Consider the following 18,593-nt stretch of genomic DNA (forward strand, 5'->3'; position numbering starts at 1 on the left):
CGCTGTCCCGCGACCTGATCCAAACGACAGGCCCTAGGGCTCGCCGTGCCCGCCCGGCACGCTTCATTGCAGTTGAGGACCGATATGCGGACGAGGTCTTCCGCTCTCTCGACGCCGTCACCTACATTTTCGTGCGCACTGCACCAGGTGATCAGCGAGGGGACGGAGCCACCGCATGTCACAAGCCCCGGAAGTGAACAGAGGGCCGACGGTGACGCCGGTGCGCGTCGTCATCGCCCTCTGTCTTGTCGCACCGTTCGTCGCCATGCTGTGGGTCGGCTCGTACGCCAAGACCGACCCCACGCTCATCGGCATCCCGTTCTTCTACTGGTACCAGATGGCGTGGGTGCTGATCTCCACCGTGCTGACGGTGCTCGCGTACAAGCTCTGGCAGCGTGACCAGCGCGCCCGCCGGGAAGGCGGTGCCAAGTGAACGACGGCGTGAACGGCGTCGCACTCGCCGTCTTCATCTTCTTCTTCGTCCTCGTCACCGCGATGGGCTTCATGGCCGCCCGCTGGCGCCGGGCCGAGAACGAGCACAGCCTGGACGAATGGGGCCTCGGCGGCCGCTCGTTCGGCACCTGGGTCACCTGGTTCCTGCTGGGCGGCGACCTCTACACGGCGTACACCTTCGTGGCCGTCCCGGCGGCGATCTACGCGGCGGGCGCGTCCGGCTTCTTCGCGGTGCCGTACACGATCCTCGTCTACCCGCTCATCTTCACGTTCCTGCCCCGCCTGTGGTCGGTCTCCCACAAGCACGGCTACGTGACGACCTCGGACTTCGTGCGCGGCCGGTTCGGCTCCAAGGGCCTGTCGCTCGCGGTCGCCGTCACCGGCATCCTCGCCACGATGCCGTACATCGCGCTCCAGCTGGTCGGCATCCAGGCCGTCCTGGACGTGATGGGCGTCGGCGGCGGTGAGGACACCAACTGGTTCGTCAAGGACCTGCCGCTGCTGATCGCCTTCGGTGTGCTGGCCGCGTACACCTACTCGTCGGGTCTGCGCGCCCCCGCGCTGATCGCGTTCGTGAAGGACACGCTGATCTACATCGTGATCGCGGTGGCGATCATCTACATCCCGATCAAGCTGGGCGGCTTCGACGACATCTTCGCCAAGGCGGGCGAGGCGTTCGGCCAGACCAACGAGGCGACCGGGAAGCCGCGCGGCGCGGTGGTGCCGGGCGAGGCGAGCCAGTGGACCTACGCCACGCTGGCACTCGGCTCGGCGCTCGCGCTGTTCATGTACCCGCACTCGATCACCGCGACGCTGTCCTCCCGCAGCCGTGAGGTGATCCGCCGCAACACCACGATCCTGCCGCTGTACTCCCTGATGCTCGGCCTGCTCGCGCTGCTGGGCTTCATGGCGATCGCGGCGGGGGTCAAGGTGAGCAACGGTCAGCTGGCGATCCCGCAGCTGTTCGAGGACATGTTCCCGGACTGGTTCGCGGGCGTGGCCTTCGCGGCCATCGGCATCGGCGCCCTGGTCCCGGCGGCGATCATGTCGATCGCGGCCGCGAACCTGTTCACGCGCAACATCTACAAGGACTTCATCAAGCCGGACGCCACCCCGGAGCAGGAGACCAAGGTCTCCAAGCTGGTGTCGCTGCTGGTGAAGGTGGGCGCGCTGATCTTCGTCCTCGGCATGGACAAGACGGTCGCGATCAACTTCCAGCTGCTGGGCGGCATCTGGATCCTGCAGACCTTCCCGGCCCTGGTGGGCGGCCTGTTCACCCGCTGGTTCCACCGCTGGGCCCTGCTCGCCGGCTGGGCGGTCGGCATGGTCTACGGCACGGCCGCCGCGTACGGGGTCGCCTCGCCGACGCAGGCGCACTTCGGCGGCTCCTCGAAGGAGATCCCGGGCATCGGGGAGATCGGTTACATCGGTCTCACCGCGTTCGTGCTGAACGTCCTGGTCACCGTGGTCCTGACCTTCGTCCTGAAGGCCGTCAAGGCGCCCGACGGCGTCGACGAGACCCAGCCGGGCGACTACACGGCGGACGCGGGCGACCCCGGCGTCCAGACGGAGCTGCCCCCGGCCACCGCGGGCACCTCGCACTGACCCCCCGCGGGCGACGGGCCGTCGGAGAAATCCGGCGGCCCGTCGTCGTGCCCGTCGGGCACACTCGGCCCATGGACTTCGCGATCCGGCCGGCGTCACCCGACGAGTACGGGGCCCTCGGCGACATCACCGCCCACGCCTATCTCCACGACGGCTTCCTCGACCTCGGTGAGAGCGACCCCTACCTCGGCGCACTGCGGAACGCGGCCGAGCGGGCCGCCGCCGCGGAGCTCCTGGTCGCCACGGCGGACGGCCGCGTCCTCGGCGGCGTGACCTTCGTGCCGTCCGGGGGCCCCATGGCCGACATCGCCCGGCCCGGCGAGGCCGAGATACGCATGCTCGCCGTCGCCCACGACGCGCGGGGACGCGGCGTCGGCGAGGCCCTCGTACGGTCCTGTGTCGACCGCGCGCGGGCGGTCGAGGGCTGCGCACGCGTCGTGCTGTCGACCCAGCGGACCATGCGCACCGCCCACCGGCTCTACGAACGCCTGGGTTTCACCCGCACGCCCGGCCGCGACTGGAACCCGCTGCCGGAGCTCGACGACATCACTCTGCTCACCTATCAACTGACGCTCTGACACCGGCACGGCACAACATCTGGGGGTGCTGGCGAGACCCGGCACAAGATGTATGCTCGTGCTCGCTGTCGCCGCAGGGGAATCCGGTGAGAATCCGGAACTGTCCCGCAACGGTGTACTTGTGCGTGTTCGCGTATCCGCGTGAGCGCACGGGCTTCAGTCCGAGGACCTGCCGACAGTGCGCCCGGCCGTCCCGGTCCGGGTGCCACGACGTCCGGGCCTCGCGGAATGGGCCGGTGGACGCGACGCCGCGTGCGCTCGTGAGCTGCCCCCTGCCCTCCGCCTGGCCCCGTGCCGAGCGAGGGAGTGCCCCACGTGACCATCGCGCCAGCCGACCCGGTCTCCACGTCCGCTGCGACGGCTTCTGCGACCCCCGTGGCCGAGGCGGCCGACGGGCCCGGTGCCGCCCTGCTGCGGACCCTGACCGACCTCACCGCGGACCTCCGGGGCGCCGACCCCGGGCGGGTCGCCGCCGCCGCGCTGCGCGGCCGGTCCGCGCGGGCCGACGAGGCGGAGCTGCGGGAGCTGGCCACGGAGGCCGCGGCCGGCCTGATCTCGGAGGACCCGGTCTACTCCCGGCTGGCCGCCCGGCTGCTGACCATCGGCATCCGCGCCGAGGCCGCCTCCCAGGGCGTCACCTCCTTCACCGAGTCCGTCGCCACCGGCCACCGCGAGGGCCTGATCGCCGACCGCACCGCCGCGTTCGTCCGGCTGCACGCGGCCCGCCTGGACGCGCTGACCGACCCGGCCGCCGACGACCGCTTCGGCTACTTCGGGCTGCGCACGCTGTACAGCCGTTACCTCCTCCGCCACCCGCACACCCGCAAGGTCGTCGAGACGCCCCAGCACTTCCTGCTGCGCGTGGCCGCCGGGCTCGCCGAGGACGACACGAGCAGGTCGGTGGACGAAGTCGCCGCGCTCTACGGGCTGATGAGCCGCCTGGACTACCTGCCCTCCTCCCCCACGCTCTTCAACTCCGGCACCCGGCACGCCCAGATGTCGTCCTGCTACCTCCTCGACTCCCCCAAGGACGAGCTGGACTCCCTCTACGACCGCCTCCACCAGGTCGCCCGCCTCTCCAAGCACGCCGGCGGCATCGGCATCGCCTACTCCCGCGTCCGCGCCCGGGGTTCGCTGATCCGCGGCACCAACGGGCACTCCAACGGCATCGTCCCGTTCCTGAAGACGCTGGACGCCTCGGTCGCCGCGGTGAACCAGGGCGGCCGGCGCAAGGGCGCGGCGGCGGTCTACCTGGAGACCTGGCACGCCGACATCGAGGAGTTCCTGGAGCTGCGGGACAACACGGGCGAGGACGCCCGCCGCACGCACAACCTGAACCTCGCGCACTGGGTGCCGGACGAGTTCATGCGCCGGGTGGACGCGGACGGGCCCTGGTCGCTGTTCTCGCCCTCGGACGTGCCGGAGCTGGTCGACCTGTGGGGCGCGGAGTTCGACGCGGCCTACCGGGCGGCCGAGGCGAAGGGACTGGCCAGGAAGACCCTCCCGGCGCGTGAGCTGTACGGCCGCATGATGCGCACCCTCGCGCAGACCGGCAACGGCTGGATGACCTTCAAGGACGCCGCCAACCGCACCGCCAACCAGACCGCCGAGCCGGGCCACACCGTCCACTCCTCCAACCTCTGCACGGAGATCCTTGAGGTCACGGACGACGGGGAGACGGCGGTCTGCAACCTCGGCTCGGTCAACCTGGGCGCCTTCGTGACCGGGGGCGACATCGACTGGGAGCGGCTGGACGCCACCGTCCGCACCGCCGTGACCTTCCTGGACCGGGTCGTCGACATCAACTTCTACCCGACCGAGCAGGCGGGCCGCTCCAACGCCCGCTGGCGCCCGGTCGGCCTCGGCGCGATGGGCCTGCAGGACGTCTTCTTCCAGCTGCGCCTGCCCTTCGGCTCCCCCGAGGCCAAGGCTCTGTCCACCCGGATCGCCGAGCGCATCATGCTCGCCGCGTACGAGACGTCCGCCGACCTCGCCGAGCGCAACGGCCCGCTGCCGGCCTGGGAGAAGACGCGTACCGCCCGTGGTGTGCTGCACCCCGACCACTACGACGTCGAGCACACCTGGCCCGAGCGCTGGGCGGCGCTGCGGACGCGCATCGCGACGACCGGGCTGCGCAACTCGCTGCTCCTCGCGATCGCGCCGACCGCGACCATCGCCTCCATCGTGGGCGCCTACGAGTGCATCGAGCCGCAGGTGTCGAACCTGTTCAAGCGCGAGACGCTGTCCGGAGAGTTCCTCCAGGTCAACTCCTACCTGGTCGACGACCTGAAGCGGCTCGGCGTGTGGGACGCCCGCACCCGGGAGGCGCTGCGCGAGGCCAACGGCTCGGTGCAGGACTTCGCCTGGATCCCCGAGGACGTGCGCGCGCTGTACCGCACCGCCTGGGAGATCCCGCAGCGCGCCCTGATCGACATGGCCGCCGCCCGCACCCCGTACCTCGACCAGGCCCAGTCGCTGAACCTGTTCCTGGAGACGCCGACCATCGGGAAGCTCTCCTCGATGTACGCGTACGCCTGGAAGCAGGGCCTGAAGACCACGTACTACCTGCGCTCCCGCCCGGCGACCCGCATCGCCCGCGCCGCCGGCCGCGCCGCCGTCCCCGTGCAGGCCGCCCCGGACCCCGAAGCGGTCGCCTGCTCCCTGGAAAACCCCGAGTCCTGCGAGGCCTGCCAGTGATGAACGACACCACCAAGAACCTGCTCGACCCGGGCTTCGAGCTGACCCTGCGCCCCATGCGCTACCCGGACTTCTACGAGCGCTACCGGGACGCCATCAAGAACACCTGGCACGTCGAGGAGGTCGACCTCCACTCGGACGTCGCCGACCTCGCCAAGCTCAGTCCCGAGGAGCAGCACCTCATCGGACGGCTCGTGGCCTTCTTCGCGACGGGCGACTCGATCGTCGCGAACAACCTGGTGCTGACCCTCTACAAGCACATCAACTCCCCCGAGGCGCGGCTGTACCTGAGCCGGCAGCTGTTCGAGGAGGCCGTCCACGTCCAGTTCTACCTGACGCTGCTGGACACCTACCTGCCCGACCCGGAGGACCGCGCCGCCGCCTTCGCGGCCGTCGAGAACATCCCCTCCATCCGGGAGAAGGCCGAGTTCTGCTTCCGGTGGATGGACTCGGTCGAGTCGATCGACCGCCTGGAGAGCAAGGCCGACCGGCGCCGTTTCCTACTGAACCTCATCTGCTTCGCCGCGTGCATCGAGGGCCTGTTCTTCTACGGCGCCTTCGCCTACGTGTACTGGTTCCGCAGCCGGGGTCTGCTGCACGGCCTGGCCACCGGCACCAACTGGGTGTTCCGCGACGAGACGATGCACATGTCGTTCGCCTTCGACGTGGTCGACACCGTCCGCAAGGAGGAGCCGGACCTCTTCGACGACCGGCTCCGGGAGCAGGTCACCGACATGCTGAGGGAGGCCGTCGAGGCCGAGCTGCAGTTCGCGCGCGACCTGTGCGGTGACGGCCTCCCGGGCATGAACACCGACTCGATGCGGCAGTACCTGGAGTGCGTGGCCGATCAGCGTCTGACCCGCCTCGGCTTCGCCCCGGTGTACGGCTCCGAGAACCCCTTCTCCTTCATGGAGCTCCAGGGCGTTCAGGAACTGACCAACTTCTTCGAGCGGCGTCCGTCGGCGTACCAGGTGGCGGTGGAAGGGACCGTCGACCTGGACGAGGACTTCTGAGCCTCCCTCCGCGTGGGCGTGACGGCCTTCCGCTCCTCCCGGTCCTTCTGGGCCTCCCTGATCTGACGGTCGATGCGCCGGTCGCGCACGATGCCGATCACCGAGGGGAGGACCATGAGGACCAGGAGTCCGAAGGTCAGGAGCATTCCGATCAGGGCTTCTGTCTGGTTTCCGGTCATGTCACCACTGTCGCGCCGGATACTCCTTACCGCGAGTGGCAGGACTGCCGTAAGACCTCGATTTCCTGCCACTCGCGAGGCACACTGGAGGCATGCTGCAGAACGTGGCCGCCGTCCTGCTGGACGGCGTGCATCCTTTCGAACTGGGCGTCGTCTGCGAGGTCTTCGGCATCGACCGGACCGACGAGGGCCTGCCGAAGTACGACTTCGCGGTGGTGTCGGCGGAGGGCCCGGCGCTGAGCACCCATGTCGGCGGCCTCTCCGTCTCCACGCCGTACGGGCTGGACCGGCTGGAGGAGGCGGATCTGATCGCCGTGCCGGCGGGGAGCGGCTACGCGCGCCGGGAGTACCCGCCCGAGCTGCTGGCCGCCCTGCGGCGGGCGGTGGACCGGGGCGCGCGGGTGCTGAGCGTGTGCTCCGGGGTGTTCGTGCTGGGCGCCGCCGGGCTGCTGGACGGACGGCGGTGCGCGGTCCACTGGCACCACGCGGAGGAGCTGGCCCGGCAGTACCCGGCCGTGGCCGTCTCGCCGGACGTGCTCTACGTGGACGCCGACCCGGTGATCACCAGTGCCGGCACCGCCGCCGGGATCGACGCCTGTCTGCACATCGTCCGCAAGGAACAGGGACCGGAGGTCGCCAACAAGATCGCCCGGCGCATGGTCGTGCCGCCGCACCGGGACGGGGGGCAGGCGCAGTACATCGAGCGGCCGCTGCCGCGCTCCTCCTGCGACACCGTCGGCGAGGTGCTGTCCTGGATGGAACAGCACCTCGACCAGGAGGTCACCGTCGAGCAGCTCGCGGCCCGGGCGCACATGTCCCCGCGCACCTTCGCCCGCCGTTTCCAGCAGGAGACGGGCACGACTCCCTACCGCTGGATCCTGCGCCAGCGCGTGCTGCTGGCCCAGCGGCTGCTGGAGGGGACGGACGAGACGATGGACGCGGTGGCCTGGCGCACCGGGTTCGGTACGGCGGCGGCCCTGAGGCACCAGTTCGTCAGGGCTCTCGGCACCACCCCGCACGCCTACCGGCGCACCTTCCGGGGCCCCGAGGCCGCAGCCTGAGCCGCGTCCCCGCCCTGCTCACCGCGCCACGGGCCGGACCAGCAGGTCGTGGGGACGCAGCGTGATGCCGACGCGCACCGCGTCGTTCGAGCCCGGCACCTGCTCGAAGCGGTACTTGGTGGCGAGCGCCGCCGTGATCAGTGTCAGCTGCGCCATGGAGAAGTGGTCGCTGGGGCACTTCCGATTGCCCACGCTGAACGGCCGCATGGCGTATTTCGGCAGTTCCGTCACGCGCTCCGGAAGCCATCGGTCCGGGTCGAACTCCAGGTTGCGGGCGTACGACTTCGGGTCACGCTGGATTGCGTACGGACTGTAGATGATGTCCGCCCCGGCCGGAATTCGATAGCCACCGAGTTCCGTCTCGACCACGGCGCGCCGCGTCAATACCCACACGGCGGGGCGCAAACGCATGGCCTCCACGATGACATTGCCGGTGTGCGTGAGCCTGCGGACGTCCTCGAATGCCACCGGTCGTCCACCGGTGACCGCTTCGACTTCGTCGCGTATGCGGTCGGCATGTTCCGGGTGTTCGGCAAGTGCCTGAAGCAACCACATGATCGTGGAGGCGATGGTTTCGCTGCCGGGGGTGAGTATCGCGACGACCTGGTCGTGGATCTCCTGTTCCCCGATCGGGTCGCCATTGTCGTCCTCGGCCTCGAGCAAAGCCGTCAGCAGATCGTCCGGCTTCTGACCGGATGCGCGGCGCTCGGCGATGATCTCGTCGACCACGCGGTGCAGGTCGGCCAACGCGTTGTTGAATGCGCGATTGGCCGGAAGCGGCAGCCGGTACAGCGGCCCCAGCGGGACGACCATCCGCCGGTACATGCCGCGGAAGACGGTGGCGAGGGCGACGCACAGGCGCTCGGCGCGCTCGTCCATGTACTGGCCGCGCAGCAGGCAGCGGGCCGCGACGCGCACGGCGACGCGGAAGGACTCGGAGGTGGCGTCGATCGTCCGCCCGGGCTGCCAGCGCTCGGTGAGCGCGTGCGCCTCCTCCTCGATGATCGGCCCGTAGGCGGGGATCGCGTCGAGCTTGAAGGCGGGCTGGATGGTGCGCCGCTGGCGCCGGTGCAGCGGGCCGTTGGCCGTGGCCACGCCCTCCTTGCCGAGCAGGCCCTCCAGCGACTCCCACAGCGGGCCGGCGATGTGGTAGTCGGGGCTCAGCGCGAGGGCGCCGGTGAGCGCCGGGGTGGTGACCGCGTACACGGTCTTCGGGCCGAGCCGGATGCGCACGATGTCGCCGTGGTCGCGCAGCTGGGCCATGAAGGCCAGCGGGTCGCGGGCCAGCTTCCAGCCGTGGCCGAGGAGCGGGACGCCGCCGCCCGCGACCGGTGGCTCGCGCAGCTCCGGCGCGGGTCCGGTCCGGGTCTCGGAGGGTACGGACTCGACGGTCATTTCTCACCTGCCGCTTCGTTGTTGACGTACGGGGGCGTGGACCGGTCGTCCCAGCTGTCGACCATGTACCGGCCGGACTCGTGGTGGAACCAGTACACGGAACTGAACCAGTTCCGCATATTGCCGACGGTGGCCCGCACGGCGCCGCCCAGTTCCTTTCCGTGCACGGTTCCGTCGTCGAGTCCGTCGGCGAACCGCAATACGTCCTGCTCGACGGAGAGGAATTCCGTGATGCACTCCTCCACTCGTCGCCGGACTTCCTCTATCGCTTCTTCCAGGGTCAGTCGGTGGTGGGTGATGAGACTGATTCCGAGATTGTGGACCTCGTCGCCCGCTATTTCCTTCGGCAGTGAGCAGAGGTCGTTGTACCAGGCGGCGAATTCCTGACTCAGCAGTGCCGCCCTCCGATATGCGGGATGTTTCCGCACCGCGCCCGGGAGTTCGCATCCCGCGCTCGGTTCCAGCAGGTCGGTCCAGATCCAGTGCGCGAAGGTGAGCCGGCGCAGCGCGAGGTACTCCTCGACTCCGGGGACGATTCCGTGGGTGCGGTTGTGGAATTCCCGGTCGTACGCGTCGATCACCGCGTGGAAGTGCCGGGCGAACCGGGCGTTCCACGTCGGCGTCAGGAAGGCGTACAGCCGCAGCACACTGTCGGCGAAACCGGCGACCAGCGCGTCCTCGTGGTGCAGGTGGTCCGCGGGTGAGTCCAGTGCCGTGTGCAGCCGGTCCCGCAACGTCCGCCAGGCGGCCGGACGGCCGTGGACGATGTCCCGGTCGTGCCGGTCGTCCCAGACGAAGAACCACGCGCTGTAGTCGGCTATCGCCTGAAGGACCTCGTCGGGGGCGCCCAGGTAGTACCCGGCCATGAGATCCGTGTAGCACAGGCCGTCGGCATATTCCTCGACCTTGTCCGCTGGCATGAGCCGTTTTTCGAGCAGCCAGGTACGGGTCTTCTCCTGGAGCTTCGGCCAATACGGGTGCAGTTGCCGGGGAAATGCCGCCTCGATCACCGGGAGTGAGAGCTGCGGTGGAACCGCGGTCGCGGTCGGTGTCGCTGTGGTGCCGTGTGGGAAAGCATGCACGAACAAACCCCTCTCAGCCGCCGGTGGCGCACTCCTCTCACTGAGCGGGGCGTGCGCCGTTGCGTATCCCCGCTTCTCCATTCAGCACCACAACTGACCGTTCTGGGAACGGATTTGCTCCATTCACTACCCTGCGGCGCCTGAATTCTCCTGTTGTGTGTCGGCTTCGGGATCAACGGGAGAGCGGCAGCGATCGGAGAAGTGACGGACGGACGAACGGCGCCCGCTCGGGTCGGACCCGAACGGACGCCGTGCGCCTGGGGCTTGTGAGGCCGGGGTGAGGTCTCAGTCGTTCGCGACCACGGGGTAGCGCGGCTCGTTCTCGGCCATCTGCCGCAGCGCGTCCTTGCGTTCGCGCTTGGACAGCCGGTCGATGTAGAGGTACCCGTACAGGTGGTCGGTCTCGTGCTGCAGGCACCGCGCGAAGTAGCCGGTGCCGCGCACCTTGACCGGGTTGCCCTTCTCGTCCTGCCCGGTCACCTCGGCGTAGTCGGGGCGGGCGAGCGGCGCGTAGGCGGTCGGCACGGACAGGCAGCCCTCGTTGCTGTCGTCCAGGCGGCGCCGGTCGGCGGGCAGTTCGACGAGGCGCGGGTTGCAGACGACGCCGACGTGGCGCACGCCCTCGTCGTCGGGGCAGTCGTAGACGAAGACCTTCTTGTCGACGCCGATCTGGTTGGCGGCCAGGCCCACGCCCTCGGCGGTGCGCTGGCTGGCGAACATGTCCGCGACCAGCTGCTGGAACTCCTCGCCGAAGTCGGTGACGTCCTGGCACTCCTTGTGCAGCACGGGATTGCCGACCACCGTGATCGGGCGCGAGGTCCCGCGCTCACGCCAGGCCGCCTCGCGCTCCTCGCAGTCCTCGGTGTCGACGACGAAGCCCTCGTCGTCCACGGGGAGCACGCCCGCGTGCTGCTGATCGGTGTCCTGCTGCGCCATGACCGACGTACGCCTTCCTCATGAAACCCGGGTTGATGCCTGTTACAGGGTACGGGGAACGGGACGACGACCTCAGCAGACCTCTTCGAGGTCCCGCCAGTCCCGGGAATCCGGGCTGTCCGCGACCCATCCGTCCAGCAGTCCCCGCACCAGCGAGGCCGGCGCGGCCACCCCGCACTCGCGCTCCGGCACCCACAGCTGCCCGTCGGTCCGGTGCCCGAGCGGCCCCGGGTGCCCCGGTTCGCTGTGGTCGTGCGGGTCGAGGTGCTCGCCGTCGCCCTCGTCGGACGGCATCCGGGACTCCGAGCACATCCGGCACAGCAGCCGCACGGAGGACGACCAGTCCTCGGCGGCGAACCCGGCGTCGGCGGCGAGCTGCTCCAGCGCGTCCCGGTCGGCCTCGGTGGCGGCCTCCAGGAGGACCACCCAGGTGGGGACGGGCGACGGCGCCCACAGCTCGATCTCGTCGAAGACCGGATAGGCGTGCCCGGCGGCCGTGGTCCGCTCCCCGTGCGGGACGCCGTCGTGCAGCACGACCTCGCCCCAGCGCCGCCCCGAGGACGGCAGCGGAATGGACAGCACCTCCACGCGGGCGGGGTCCAGCCGCCGACCCCACACCACCTCGGCCTCGCCCTCGGGGGACAACCGTACGGCCGCGCTGCCGAGGTCCATGCCGAGGGGTTCGCCGGCGTCCGTCGCGTCGCCGGGCGTCTTCAGCCCGTACGCCTGCCAGGCGCGGCGGGCCAGCGGCCAGTCCTGGAGGGCGGTCGCGGCGATGCCGACGTTCCACCAGTCGGGCGCTCCGCTGTCCCGGTCGAGCAGCGCCACGGCCCGCAGGCCCGCCGCTCTGGCCTGCTCCCAGTCGTGCCGGAACTTGTGCAACAGGGCGAGATTGAACCACGACTCCGACAGCCAGGGTTCCAGGTCGGCGGCCCGCGTCAGCAGCGCGCCCGCGTCCTCGTAGCGACCGTCGCCGATCAGCGTGAACGCACGGTCGGTGGCCTGCCGCCAGGAGGCGGAGGGCCGGTGCCGTCCCTTGCCGAAGATCCTCACGATTCCCGCCTGCCAGTTCCGTTCAGTGGGCTGGCTGTGCCTTTCGCGCCCCCGGACACCCTCTCCTGCGCATCAAACCATGTACGGCCTGCGGGGCGCTCATTACCCATGGGTTACCCAGCCGAGGGCGAGGTAAGGCTGCCTCGGGAGAGCACTCGGGCCAGTGCCTCCACCACGTCCGGAGCGTAGTCGCCGGCCGTGGCCAGGCGCAGCGTCTCCAGCGCGGTGAGGTCGCCGCCGGGCCCCGCCTCCCGCGCCATCTCCTCGTAGGCGTTCACGGCGCGCACGATCCGCGCGGCCACCGGCTGCTCGTGACAGGGGTCGGCCTGCCGCTCCACCACCACGGCGACCGCCGAGTCGACGCCGGTCTGGCGCACGACGGCCCCGCCGAGCAGCGCGATCCGCCGCTGTTCGGACACGGGCAGGCCGGCGGTGGCTCCCGCGGGGACGGGGTCGACGAGGCTCAGCTGTCCGATGTCGTGCATGAGGGCCGCGTACTCCAGCACCGTCAGCTCGGGCCCGGACAGCCCCAGGTCCCGGCCGACGGCCGCGCTGAGCTCGGCGACGCGGCGGGCGTGCCCGGCCGGGGTGTACCCGGCGATCTCGGTGGCCCGGGCCAGGGAGGCGATGGTCTGCCGGTAGGTGGCCCGGACGGCGGCGTACCGCCGGTAGGAGAGCTGGGTGAGCAGCAACGGCACGCAGAAGACGGGCAGCGCCCACAGTCCCGCGACGGCCACCGCGAGCGCCATGACCGCTCCGGTCGCGCAGACCGCGGAGGTGATGCCGACCATGGCCCGCAGTTCCTCGCGCAGCAGCGGGCCGAAGGGCCATCCGGTGCGCGCGTGGGCCGGTGCCGCGGCGAGCACGGCGTCGCACAGCGCGGTCAGGGCGAGCAGCGCGATCAGCAGCAGCGCGTGGGCGGGGCCGCCCCAGTCGCGGAAGGTGCCCCGGCTCGCCAGTGGCTGGAAGCAGACGGCGGCGAAGGCGACGGTGAGCAGGCGCCGCGCCAGGTGGTCGAGCACCGGCCCGTGCCCGCGCGCGATGTGCGGGACGCTGCCGAGCAGCGAGGCGACGAGCACCACGGTGACGGTCTGGGCGGCCCCGTGGTGCACGGGCTGTCCGGCGTTCTCCCCGAGCAGGGCGTACGCCAGCGCCCCGGCGGTCCCGAGCGGCGCCGTCTCCCGGCCCTCGCCCCCGGTCCGGCGGGTGAGCTCGCCGAGCACGACGAGGAGGCCGAAGGCGAGCGCGACGGGACGCTCCACGGTGCCCGACCACAGCACGGAGGCGAGGCTCACGAGCGCGACGAGGGAGGCGCCGGCGTACATGAGGAGCACCGCCGGGGTCCGCGCACCCGTCGCGGCCCGCTCCCGCCGGGTCCACGGGCCGGTCCGGCCACGGCCGACGCCGGCGGGGTGGAATCCGCCCGTCGCCCCTGCCGCCCCCGGCGGCGTCACCGCGCGCCCCTCGCGGTCCGCGGCACCGGCGGCATCACGAGGCCCCCCTCGTCACGCTGTCGTGCGCGTCCTCGCCGGAGCCGTCGGCCGGCCCGGAGGTCTGCGCGGGGGTGAGGTCGGAGGTCACCGCCGGGTGCCAGCCGTGGTGTTCCAGCGCCCGCACCAGGGCCAGGACCATCCGGGGGTCGAAATGGCTCCCCGCGCACCGCCGGAGCTCCGCCACGGCCGCGGCGACGGGCCGCGCCCTGCTGTAGGACCGCGTGGACGTCATGGCGTCGAAGGCGTCGGCGACGGCGACCACCCGGGCCGACTCGGGGATCTGGCCGCCCGCCAGCCCGTAGGGGTATCCGCTGCCGTCCAGCCGTTCGTGATGGTGCAGTACGGCGGCCCGGGCCTCGCCCAGGAAGCGGATGCCCCGGACCATCTCGTGCCCGTACTCGGGGTGCAGCTCGATCACGCGCCGCTCCTCGGGCGTCAGCGGCCCGTCCTTGCGCAGCAGCCGCGTGGGCACGCCCAGCTTGCCCACGTCGTGCAGGATCCCGGCGAAGCGGAGCGTCTCGACGCGTTCGTCGTCCAGCCCGAGCTCGCGGGCGATGAGCATCGAGGCGTGGCCGACCCGCTCGCTGTGCCCGCGTGTGTAGCCGTCCTTGATGTCCACGGCCTGCACGAGGGCGCGGATCGTCGCCTGGTGCGCGGCTCGCTCCCGGTGGTACTGGGCGAACGCCCACCACGCCACGCACATCGGCAGGAGCACGAGCAGTGCGGCGACCGGTCCGTAGGGGCTGCGCCACAGGACGGCCATCATCAGACCGGCGAGTCCGTGCACGGCGATCGGGGCGAGCGAGCGGGAGAACAGTCCCGGCCACGCCCGCCGGAACGGCACCCGGTCGGCCAGCGCCAGGATTCCGCCGTCCAGCAGGGTCAGCACCAGGCAGAAGCCCAGCACCGCGGCCCCGGCGGGCACGAGCGCGTAGGGGAAGTCGGAGGCGCCGACCGCGTCCCGTCCGCCGAGCTCCGCGTGCACGCGGGCCGCGGTCCACACGGCGAGTGCCGACTGGGCGGCGCGCCAGGTCCGCCGCAGGGCCGTCGGCCGCTGCGTCACCGGGGACAGCAGGGCGCCCGGCAGCGCCACGAGTGCGGCGGCGGGCGGCGGGAGCAGGAAGGCCCCGGCGAGCAGTACGGGGTAGCAGGTCCCGACGAACCGGGAGCGGGCGACGTGCTCGCACCCCGCGTACAGTCCGGCGAGCAGCAGCACGGCCCACCAGGGCGTGGGCGTCACGGGCAGCGGGCGCAGACAGAGCAGCGCGGCGAGGACCACGACGGCGGCATACGCCCGCGCGCGTGCGGGTACCGCGTCCATGAGCACTCCCCCCGGCCGTCCCTGTCAGGCTCGCGAGCCTAGGTTCGGGGGCGGGGGGAGGCGGGTGGATGCCCGCGGATTAGCACGTACGAGTGACGCGTCACGCGGGGCGTGGCGGGCTCAGGACTCCTGTGGAGTGGACGGCGCCGCCGTGACGTCGTGCTCGGGCACCGACTGGCCCGAGCGGATCAGGTCGATCCGGCCCATGACCTTGGAGCGCAGGTCACCCGGCACGTCGTCGTGTCCGCAGCACCGCTTGACCAGCTTCTTCACGGCCTGCTCCAGGCCGTACTTCTCCAGGCACGGCGAGCACTCCTCGAAGTGGTGCTCGAACTTCACGCAGTCCGAGTCCGGCATCTCCTTGTCGAGGAACTCGTAGAGATGATCGAGGATTTCGCTGCAATCCGTCTCGTGCGGCTCTCCGCAGCTCATGACCCCGAGCCTTTCGCTTCGTTCGACTCTCCGGCGCCGGCCGGGACCAGACCACGGTCGCGGGCGTAGTCCTCCAGCATGCCGCGCAGCTGACGGCGGCCCCGGTGCAGCCGGGACATCACCGTACCGATGGGTGTCCCCATGATGTCCGCGATCTCCTTGTAGGCAAAGCCCTCTACATCGGCCAGGTACACGGCGATGCGGAATTCCTCGGGGATCGCCTGGAGCGCCTGCTTCACGTCCGAGTCGGGCAGGTGGTCGAGCGCCTGCGACTCGGCGGAGCGCAGACCCGTCGACATGTGCGACTCGGCGCGCGCGAGCTGCCAGTCCTCGATCTCCTCGGCCGCGCTGCGCTGGGGTTCGCGCTGCTTCTTGCGGTAGGAGTTGATGAAGGTGTTGGTGAGGATGCGGTACAGCCACGCCTTGAGGTTGGTGCCCTCACGGAACTGATGGAAGGACGCGTACGCCTTGGCGTAGGTCTCCTGCACCAGGTCCTCGGCGTCGGCCGGGTTGCGGGTCATGCGCAGCGCGGCCGAGTACATCTGGTCGAGGAACTCGAGCGCGTCCCGCTCGAAGCGCGCACTGCGCTCCGCGGTCGACTCCGCGCCCGTGCCCCGGCCCTCGGGCTGCTCCGCCTGGCCGTGTTCGGTCCCTGCGTCGGTCCCAGTGACCGGACCCACCTCCTCCAGTGACGTCACGGTGCCGAAACCGGCCCCGCTCGAATCGGAGGATAGACGACGATCCGGTCCGCCCGCCGCCCGAACAGGGGCGGTCTTCGCCGCGTGCAGCACCGTCCAGTCCAGGTCGGCGCGGCTGCTGCGACTCGGGCAGAAGGCTGAACCCATGCGGCGGACTTCCTTTCCTACGGCGTCGGTGCTGATGCTCAGCAACGTACGTCCGCCACAACAGTGGTCGCCCGGCGGTCATTCCCGGGCCGTCAGCCGAGTGAGCGGGCCCACTCCGCGACGCCGTCGGTGATCAGCCGCAGGGCCTCCTCCTGTGTGATCCACGCCCGCTTGGGCACGGCGAAGCCGTGGTCCCCGAACGGCACCGGGTTCAGGTCGTAGGCCCCCTCGGGGAACTCCTCGGGCTTGCCGAACGGATCGTTACCGCCCTGCACGACGAGGGTGGGCACCCCGGCCCCGAGGAGTTCCCCGGCGCGTGACTTCTCCGGCTTGCCCGGCGGGTGCAGCGGGAAGCTCAGGGCGAGGACGGCGCGGGCGCCCAGCTCGGTCGCGGTGCGGCAGGCGACGCGGGCGCCGGCGCTGCGGCCGCCCGAGATCACGGGCAGGCCGGGGGCGCCGAGCGCGGGCCAGACTCCCCGCCAGCCGGTGTCCAGGGTCTTCGGGGCGGGCGCCAGCTTCTTGCCGGCCACCCGCCAGGGCTGCTCGACCAGGGCCACGGTCACGCCCCGCGCGGGCAGCGCCGCCGCCAGTGCCACGAGGTCGCGCGCCTCGATGCCGCCGCCGGCGCCGTGGCTCGCCGCGAGGACCAGCCGGGGCTTCGCGGCCGGGTGCCAGGTGATGCGGGCGGCGCCGGCCTCGGTGTCGATGATCTCCGTCTTCACGTCAGAAGAGTGTGCCCTCTTCCGGCCCGTCCAGCTCCTTCAGCAGCTCCGGCCCGTTGTTGCGGACGTTGCTCACGGCCGTGGAGACGGGGAACGCCCGCATCAGCCCGGCCGGCGGCGGCGTCAGCAGGGAGGCGAGGTCGTCGGGGTCGGTGCGCGCCGGGTCGAGCCAGGCGTCCCACCGCTCCGGCGTCAGCATCAGCGGCATCCTGGGGTGGATGTGGGACAGGGCGTGGGGGCCGTCGGCCGGGGCGGCGGCCAGGGGCGTGGTCTCCGCCTCGGTCGTGATCACCGAGCACGTCACCCACCAGGCTCCCGGGTGGTCGTCCGGCAGCGTCCTGTCCCGCCAGAACTCGTACAGTCCCGCCATGGCGAACACGGAGCCGTCGGCGGGCGTCACGAAGTACGGCTGCTTGCGGGGCCGCTTCCTGCGCCCCTCGACCTCCAGGTCCCGCTCCTGCTTGCCGGTGACCCACTCGTAGTAGCCGTCGGCGGGCAGGATGCAGCGCCGGGTGGTGAAGGCGCGGCGGTAGGACGGCTTCTCGTGGACGGTCTCCGCGCGCGCGTTGACCATCCGGGCGCCGCCTTCGGGGGTCTTGGCCCAGGAGGGGACGAGTCCCCACTTCAGTTTCCGCAGCTGGCGAACCGGCTTCGGGTCCGGCACGTCCTTCAGGGGACGGTCCAGGACGGCGTAGACCTCCTTGGTGGGGGCCACGTTGTAGTCGGGCTCCAGGGTCTCCTCGGGCTCCCACTTCTCGATCTCAAAGATTCCTGCGAGATCCTCGGGTCGACGACTCGCCGCATACCGTCCGCACATACGTGCCACACTGCCATGCCCCACGCTCGTACGAGGAGCCTTCACACCTCATGGACCACCTCGCATCGGTCTCGCTCACCTCCCTGTGGGACGAGGTCACCGGCACCCAGTCCGACCCCGAGCTGTGGGTGGTGGTCGCCACCCTGGTCGCCGCGCTCGCCGTCGTCGTGCCGCGCCCGCTGTGGCGGACGGCACGCAACGCGATCACCATCGCCCACGAGGGCGGTCACGGGCTCGTGGCGCTGCTCACGGGGCGCACGCTGACCGGGATCACCCTCCACTCGGACACCAGCGGCCTGACCGTGAGCCGGGGCAAGCCGCACGGACTCGGCATGATCCTCACCGCGGTGGCCGGCTACACCGCGCCCTCGCTGCTGGGCCTGGGCGGGGCCGCGCTGCTGGCCTCGGGGCGCGTCACGCTGCTGCTGTGGGTGGCGACGGCGTTGCTGGTCGCCCTGCTGGTGATGATCCGCAACGCCTACGGGGTGCTGACGGTCGTGCTGACCGGCGGGACGTTCCTGCTGGTGTCCTGGCTGGCCGGCCCGCAGGTGCAGGCGGCGTTCGCGTACGCGGCGGTGTGGTTCCTGCTGCTGGGCGGTGTGCGGCCGGCGTTCGAGCTGCAGGTCAAGCGGGCGCGGGGCGGGGCCGGCGACTCGGACGCGGACCAGCTGGCCCGGCTGTCCCACGCTCCGGCGGCGGTGTGGTTCTTCCTGTTCCACACGGTCTCGCTGTGCTCACTGATCGGCGGGGGCCGCTGGTTGCTGGAGCTGTGAGCGGGGTCCCCGGGGCCGGTGGCCGCGCACGCGCCGAGAACCGCCGCATATATGCACGGCAATTCCCCTGTCACGGTTTCGGTCGGATTTCGCCGTCTTTGATCAAGATCTCCGATCGGCTTCAGCCATTAAAGTGGG

At 71.1% G+C, this 18,593-nt stretch carries 17 protein-coding genes and 1 riboswitch; of the genes, 7 read left to right on the forward strand and 10 right to left on the reverse strand.

The window, feature by feature from the left end:
• The first annotated feature begins 175 nt into the window (after window positions 1–175).
• The 6 genes from ACGF3H_RS27230 to ACGF3H_RS27255 all read left to right on the forward strand — a co-directional run bounded on the left by ACGF3H_RS27230 (window position 176) and on the right by ACGF3H_RS27255 (window position 7,586).
• Complete coding sequence (locus ACGF3H_RS27230; RefSeq protein WP_362486805.1) at window positions 176–433, forward strand: DUF3311 domain-containing protein; 258 nt, start codon at window positions 176–178, stop codon at window positions 431–433.
• Window positions 430–2,058, forward strand: coding sequence for a monocarboxylate uptake permease MctP (gene mctP / locus ACGF3H_RS27235; RefSeq protein WP_362486806.1), 1,629 nt, complete (start codon window positions 430–432; stop codon window positions 2,056–2,058). The genes ACGF3H_RS27230 and mctP overlap by 4 nt, the downstream gene beginning before the upstream one ends.
• A gap of 71 nt (window positions 2,059–2,129) precedes the next feature.
• A complete protein-coding gene (locus ACGF3H_RS27240) occupies window positions 2,130–2,636 on the forward strand; it encodes a GNAT family N-acetyltransferase (protein WP_362486808.1) in 507 nt (168 codons plus the stop codon).
• Window positions 2,637–2,671: 35 nt separating this feature from the next.
• Window positions 2,672–2,828, forward strand: a riboswitch (cobalamin riboswitch).
• Window positions 2,829–2,951: 123 nt separating this feature from the next.
• Window positions 2,952–5,333: a ribonucleoside-diphosphate reductase subunit alpha gene (locus ACGF3H_RS27245; RefSeq protein WP_362486810.1), complete on the forward strand. Its 2,382-nt coding sequence runs from the start codon at window positions 2,952–2,954 to the stop codon at window positions 5,331–5,333.
• Complete coding sequence (locus ACGF3H_RS27250; protein WP_362486812.1) at window positions 5,333–6,346, forward strand: ribonucleotide-diphosphate reductase subunit beta; 1,014 nt, start codon at window positions 5,333–5,335, stop codon at window positions 6,344–6,346. Before ACGF3H_RS27245 ends, ACGF3H_RS27250 begins: the two co-directional genes overlap by 1 nt.
• Before the next feature lie 271 nt (window positions 6,347–6,617).
• A complete protein-coding gene (locus ACGF3H_RS27255) occupies window positions 6,618–7,586 on the forward strand; it encodes a helix-turn-helix domain-containing protein (protein WP_362486814.1) in 969 nt (322 codons plus the stop codon).
• Window positions 7,587–7,604: 18 nt separating this feature from the next.
• Here ACGF3H_RS27255 and ACGF3H_RS27260 read toward each other — a convergent pair whose 3' ends face one another.
• The 10 genes from ACGF3H_RS27260 to ACGF3H_RS27305 all read right to left on the reverse strand — a co-directional run bounded on the left by ACGF3H_RS27260 (window position 7,605) and on the right by ACGF3H_RS27305 (window position 17,682).
• Window positions 7,605–8,981: a cytochrome P450 gene (locus ACGF3H_RS27260; RefSeq protein ID WP_362486816.1), complete on the reverse strand. Its 1,377-nt coding sequence runs from the start codon at window positions 8,979–8,981 to the stop codon at window positions 7,605–7,607.
• Window positions 8,978–10,063 (reverse strand): epi-isozizaene synthase, encoded by a 1,086-nt coding sequence (cyc1, locus tag ACGF3H_RS27265; RefSeq protein ID WP_362486818.1) that lies wholly within the window; start codon window positions 10,061–10,063, stop codon window positions 8,978–8,980. Before cyc1 ends, ACGF3H_RS27260 begins: the two co-directional genes overlap by 4 nt.
• Before the next feature lie 285 nt (window positions 10,064–10,348).
• Complete coding sequence (gene def / locus ACGF3H_RS27270; RefSeq protein WP_362486820.1) at window positions 10,349–10,999, reverse strand: peptide deformylase; 651 nt, start codon at window positions 10,997–10,999, stop codon at window positions 10,349–10,351.
• A gap of 72 nt (window positions 11,000–11,071) precedes the next feature.
• Entirely contained in the window at window positions 11,072–12,052 is a 981-nt protein-coding gene (locus tag ACGF3H_RS27275; protein ID WP_189228735.1) for a hypothetical protein, read from the reverse strand.
• A gap of 113 nt (window positions 12,053–12,165) precedes the next feature.
• Window positions 12,166–13,377: an HD-GYP domain-containing protein gene (locus ACGF3H_RS27280; RefSeq protein ID WP_393586671.1), complete on the reverse strand. Its 1,212-nt coding sequence runs from the start codon at window positions 13,375–13,377 to the stop codon at window positions 12,166–12,168.
• Window positions 13,378–13,540: 163 nt separating this feature from the next.
• Complete coding sequence (locus ACGF3H_RS27285; RefSeq protein WP_362486822.1) at window positions 13,541–14,866, reverse strand: HD-GYP domain-containing protein; 1,326 nt, start codon at window positions 14,864–14,866, stop codon at window positions 13,541–13,543.
• 120 nt (window positions 14,867–14,986) lie between these two features.
• Window positions 14,987–15,298 carry a mycothiol system anti-sigma-R factor gene (gene rsrA / locus ACGF3H_RS27290; protein ID WP_362486824.1) on the reverse strand — a complete coding sequence of 104 codons (312 nt, stop codon included), beginning with the start codon at window positions 15,296–15,298 and terminating at the stop codon, window positions 14,987–14,989.
• The gene (gene sigR / locus ACGF3H_RS27295; RefSeq protein WP_003973756.1) at window positions 15,295–15,978 is read right to left on the reverse strand and encodes an RNA polymerase sigma factor SigR; all 684 of its coding nucleotides are present in this window, start codon (window positions 15,976–15,978) and stop codon (window positions 15,295–15,297) included. The genes rsrA and sigR overlap by 4 nt, the downstream gene beginning before the upstream one ends.
• A 257-nt stretch (window positions 15,979–16,235) precedes the next feature.
• A complete protein-coding gene (locus tag ACGF3H_RS27300; RefSeq protein ID WP_362486827.1) occupies window positions 16,236–16,865 on the reverse strand; it encodes an alpha/beta family hydrolase in 630 nt (209 codons plus the stop codon).
• A gap of 1 nt (window position 16,866) precedes the next feature.
• Entirely contained in the window at window positions 16,867–17,682 is an 816-nt protein-coding gene (locus tag ACGF3H_RS27305; protein ID WP_362486828.1) for an SOS response-associated peptidase, read from the reverse strand.
• Window positions 17,683–17,732: 50 nt separating this feature from the next.
• On the opposite strand from ACGF3H_RS27305, the gene ACGF3H_RS27310 reads away from it, so the two are divergent.
• Entirely contained in the window at window positions 17,733–18,455 is a 723-nt protein-coding gene (locus ACGF3H_RS27310) for a M50 family metallopeptidase (protein ID WP_393816539.1), read from the forward strand.
• Window positions 18,456–18,593 lie beyond the last annotated feature (138 nt).

Origin of the sequence: Streptomyces sp. NPDC048185 (assembly GCF_043202495.1) — a bacterium.
Lineage (GTDB): Bacteria > Actinomycetota > Actinomycetes > Streptomycetales > Streptomycetaceae > Streptomyces.

Bases quoted from the DNA above. Each gene is read 5' to 3' on its own strand.
- def (WP_362486820.1), bottom strand. From the start codon at position 10,999: ATGGCGCAGCAGGACACCGATCAGCAGCACGCGGGCGTGCTCCCCGTG.
- ACGF3H_RS27260 (WP_362486816.1), bottom strand. From the start codon at position 8,981: ATGACCGTCGAGTCCGTACCCTCCGAGACCCGGACCGGACCCGCGCCG.
- ACGF3H_RS27230 (WP_362486805.1), top strand. From the start codon at position 176: ATGTCACAAGCCCCGGAAGTGAACAGAGGGCCGACGGTGACGCCGGTG.
- ACGF3H_RS27255 (WP_362486814.1), top strand. From the start codon at position 6,618: ATGCTGCAGAACGTGGCCGCCGTCCTGCTGGACGGCGTGCATCCTTTC.
- ACGF3H_RS27305 (WP_362486828.1), bottom strand. From the start codon at position 17,682: ATGTGCGGACGGTATGCGGCGAGTCGTCGACCCGAGGATCTCGCAGGA.
- ACGF3H_RS27285 (WP_362486822.1), bottom strand. From the start codon at position 14,866: ATGGACGCGGTACCCGCACGCGCGCGGGCGTATGCCGCCGTCGTGGTC.
- ACGF3H_RS27280 (WP_393586671.1), bottom strand. From the start codon at position 13,377: ATGTACGCCGGCGCCTCCCTCGTCGCGCTCGTGAGCCTCGCCTCCGTG.
- rsrA (WP_362486824.1), bottom strand. From the start codon at position 15,298: ATGAGCTGCGGAGAGCCGCACGAGACGGATTGCAGCGAAATCCTCGAT.
- ACGF3H_RS27310 (WP_393816539.1), top strand. From the start codon at position 17,733: ATGGACCACCTCGCATCGGTCTCGCTCACCTCCCTGTGGGACGAGGTC.
- ACGF3H_RS27240 (WP_362486808.1), top strand. From the start codon at position 2,130: ATGGACTTCGCGATCCGGCCGGCGTCACCCGACGAGTACGGGGCCCTC.
- ACGF3H_RS27250 (WP_362486812.1), top strand. From the start codon at position 5,333: ATGAACGACACCACCAAGAACCTGCTCGACCCGGGCTTCGAGCTGACC.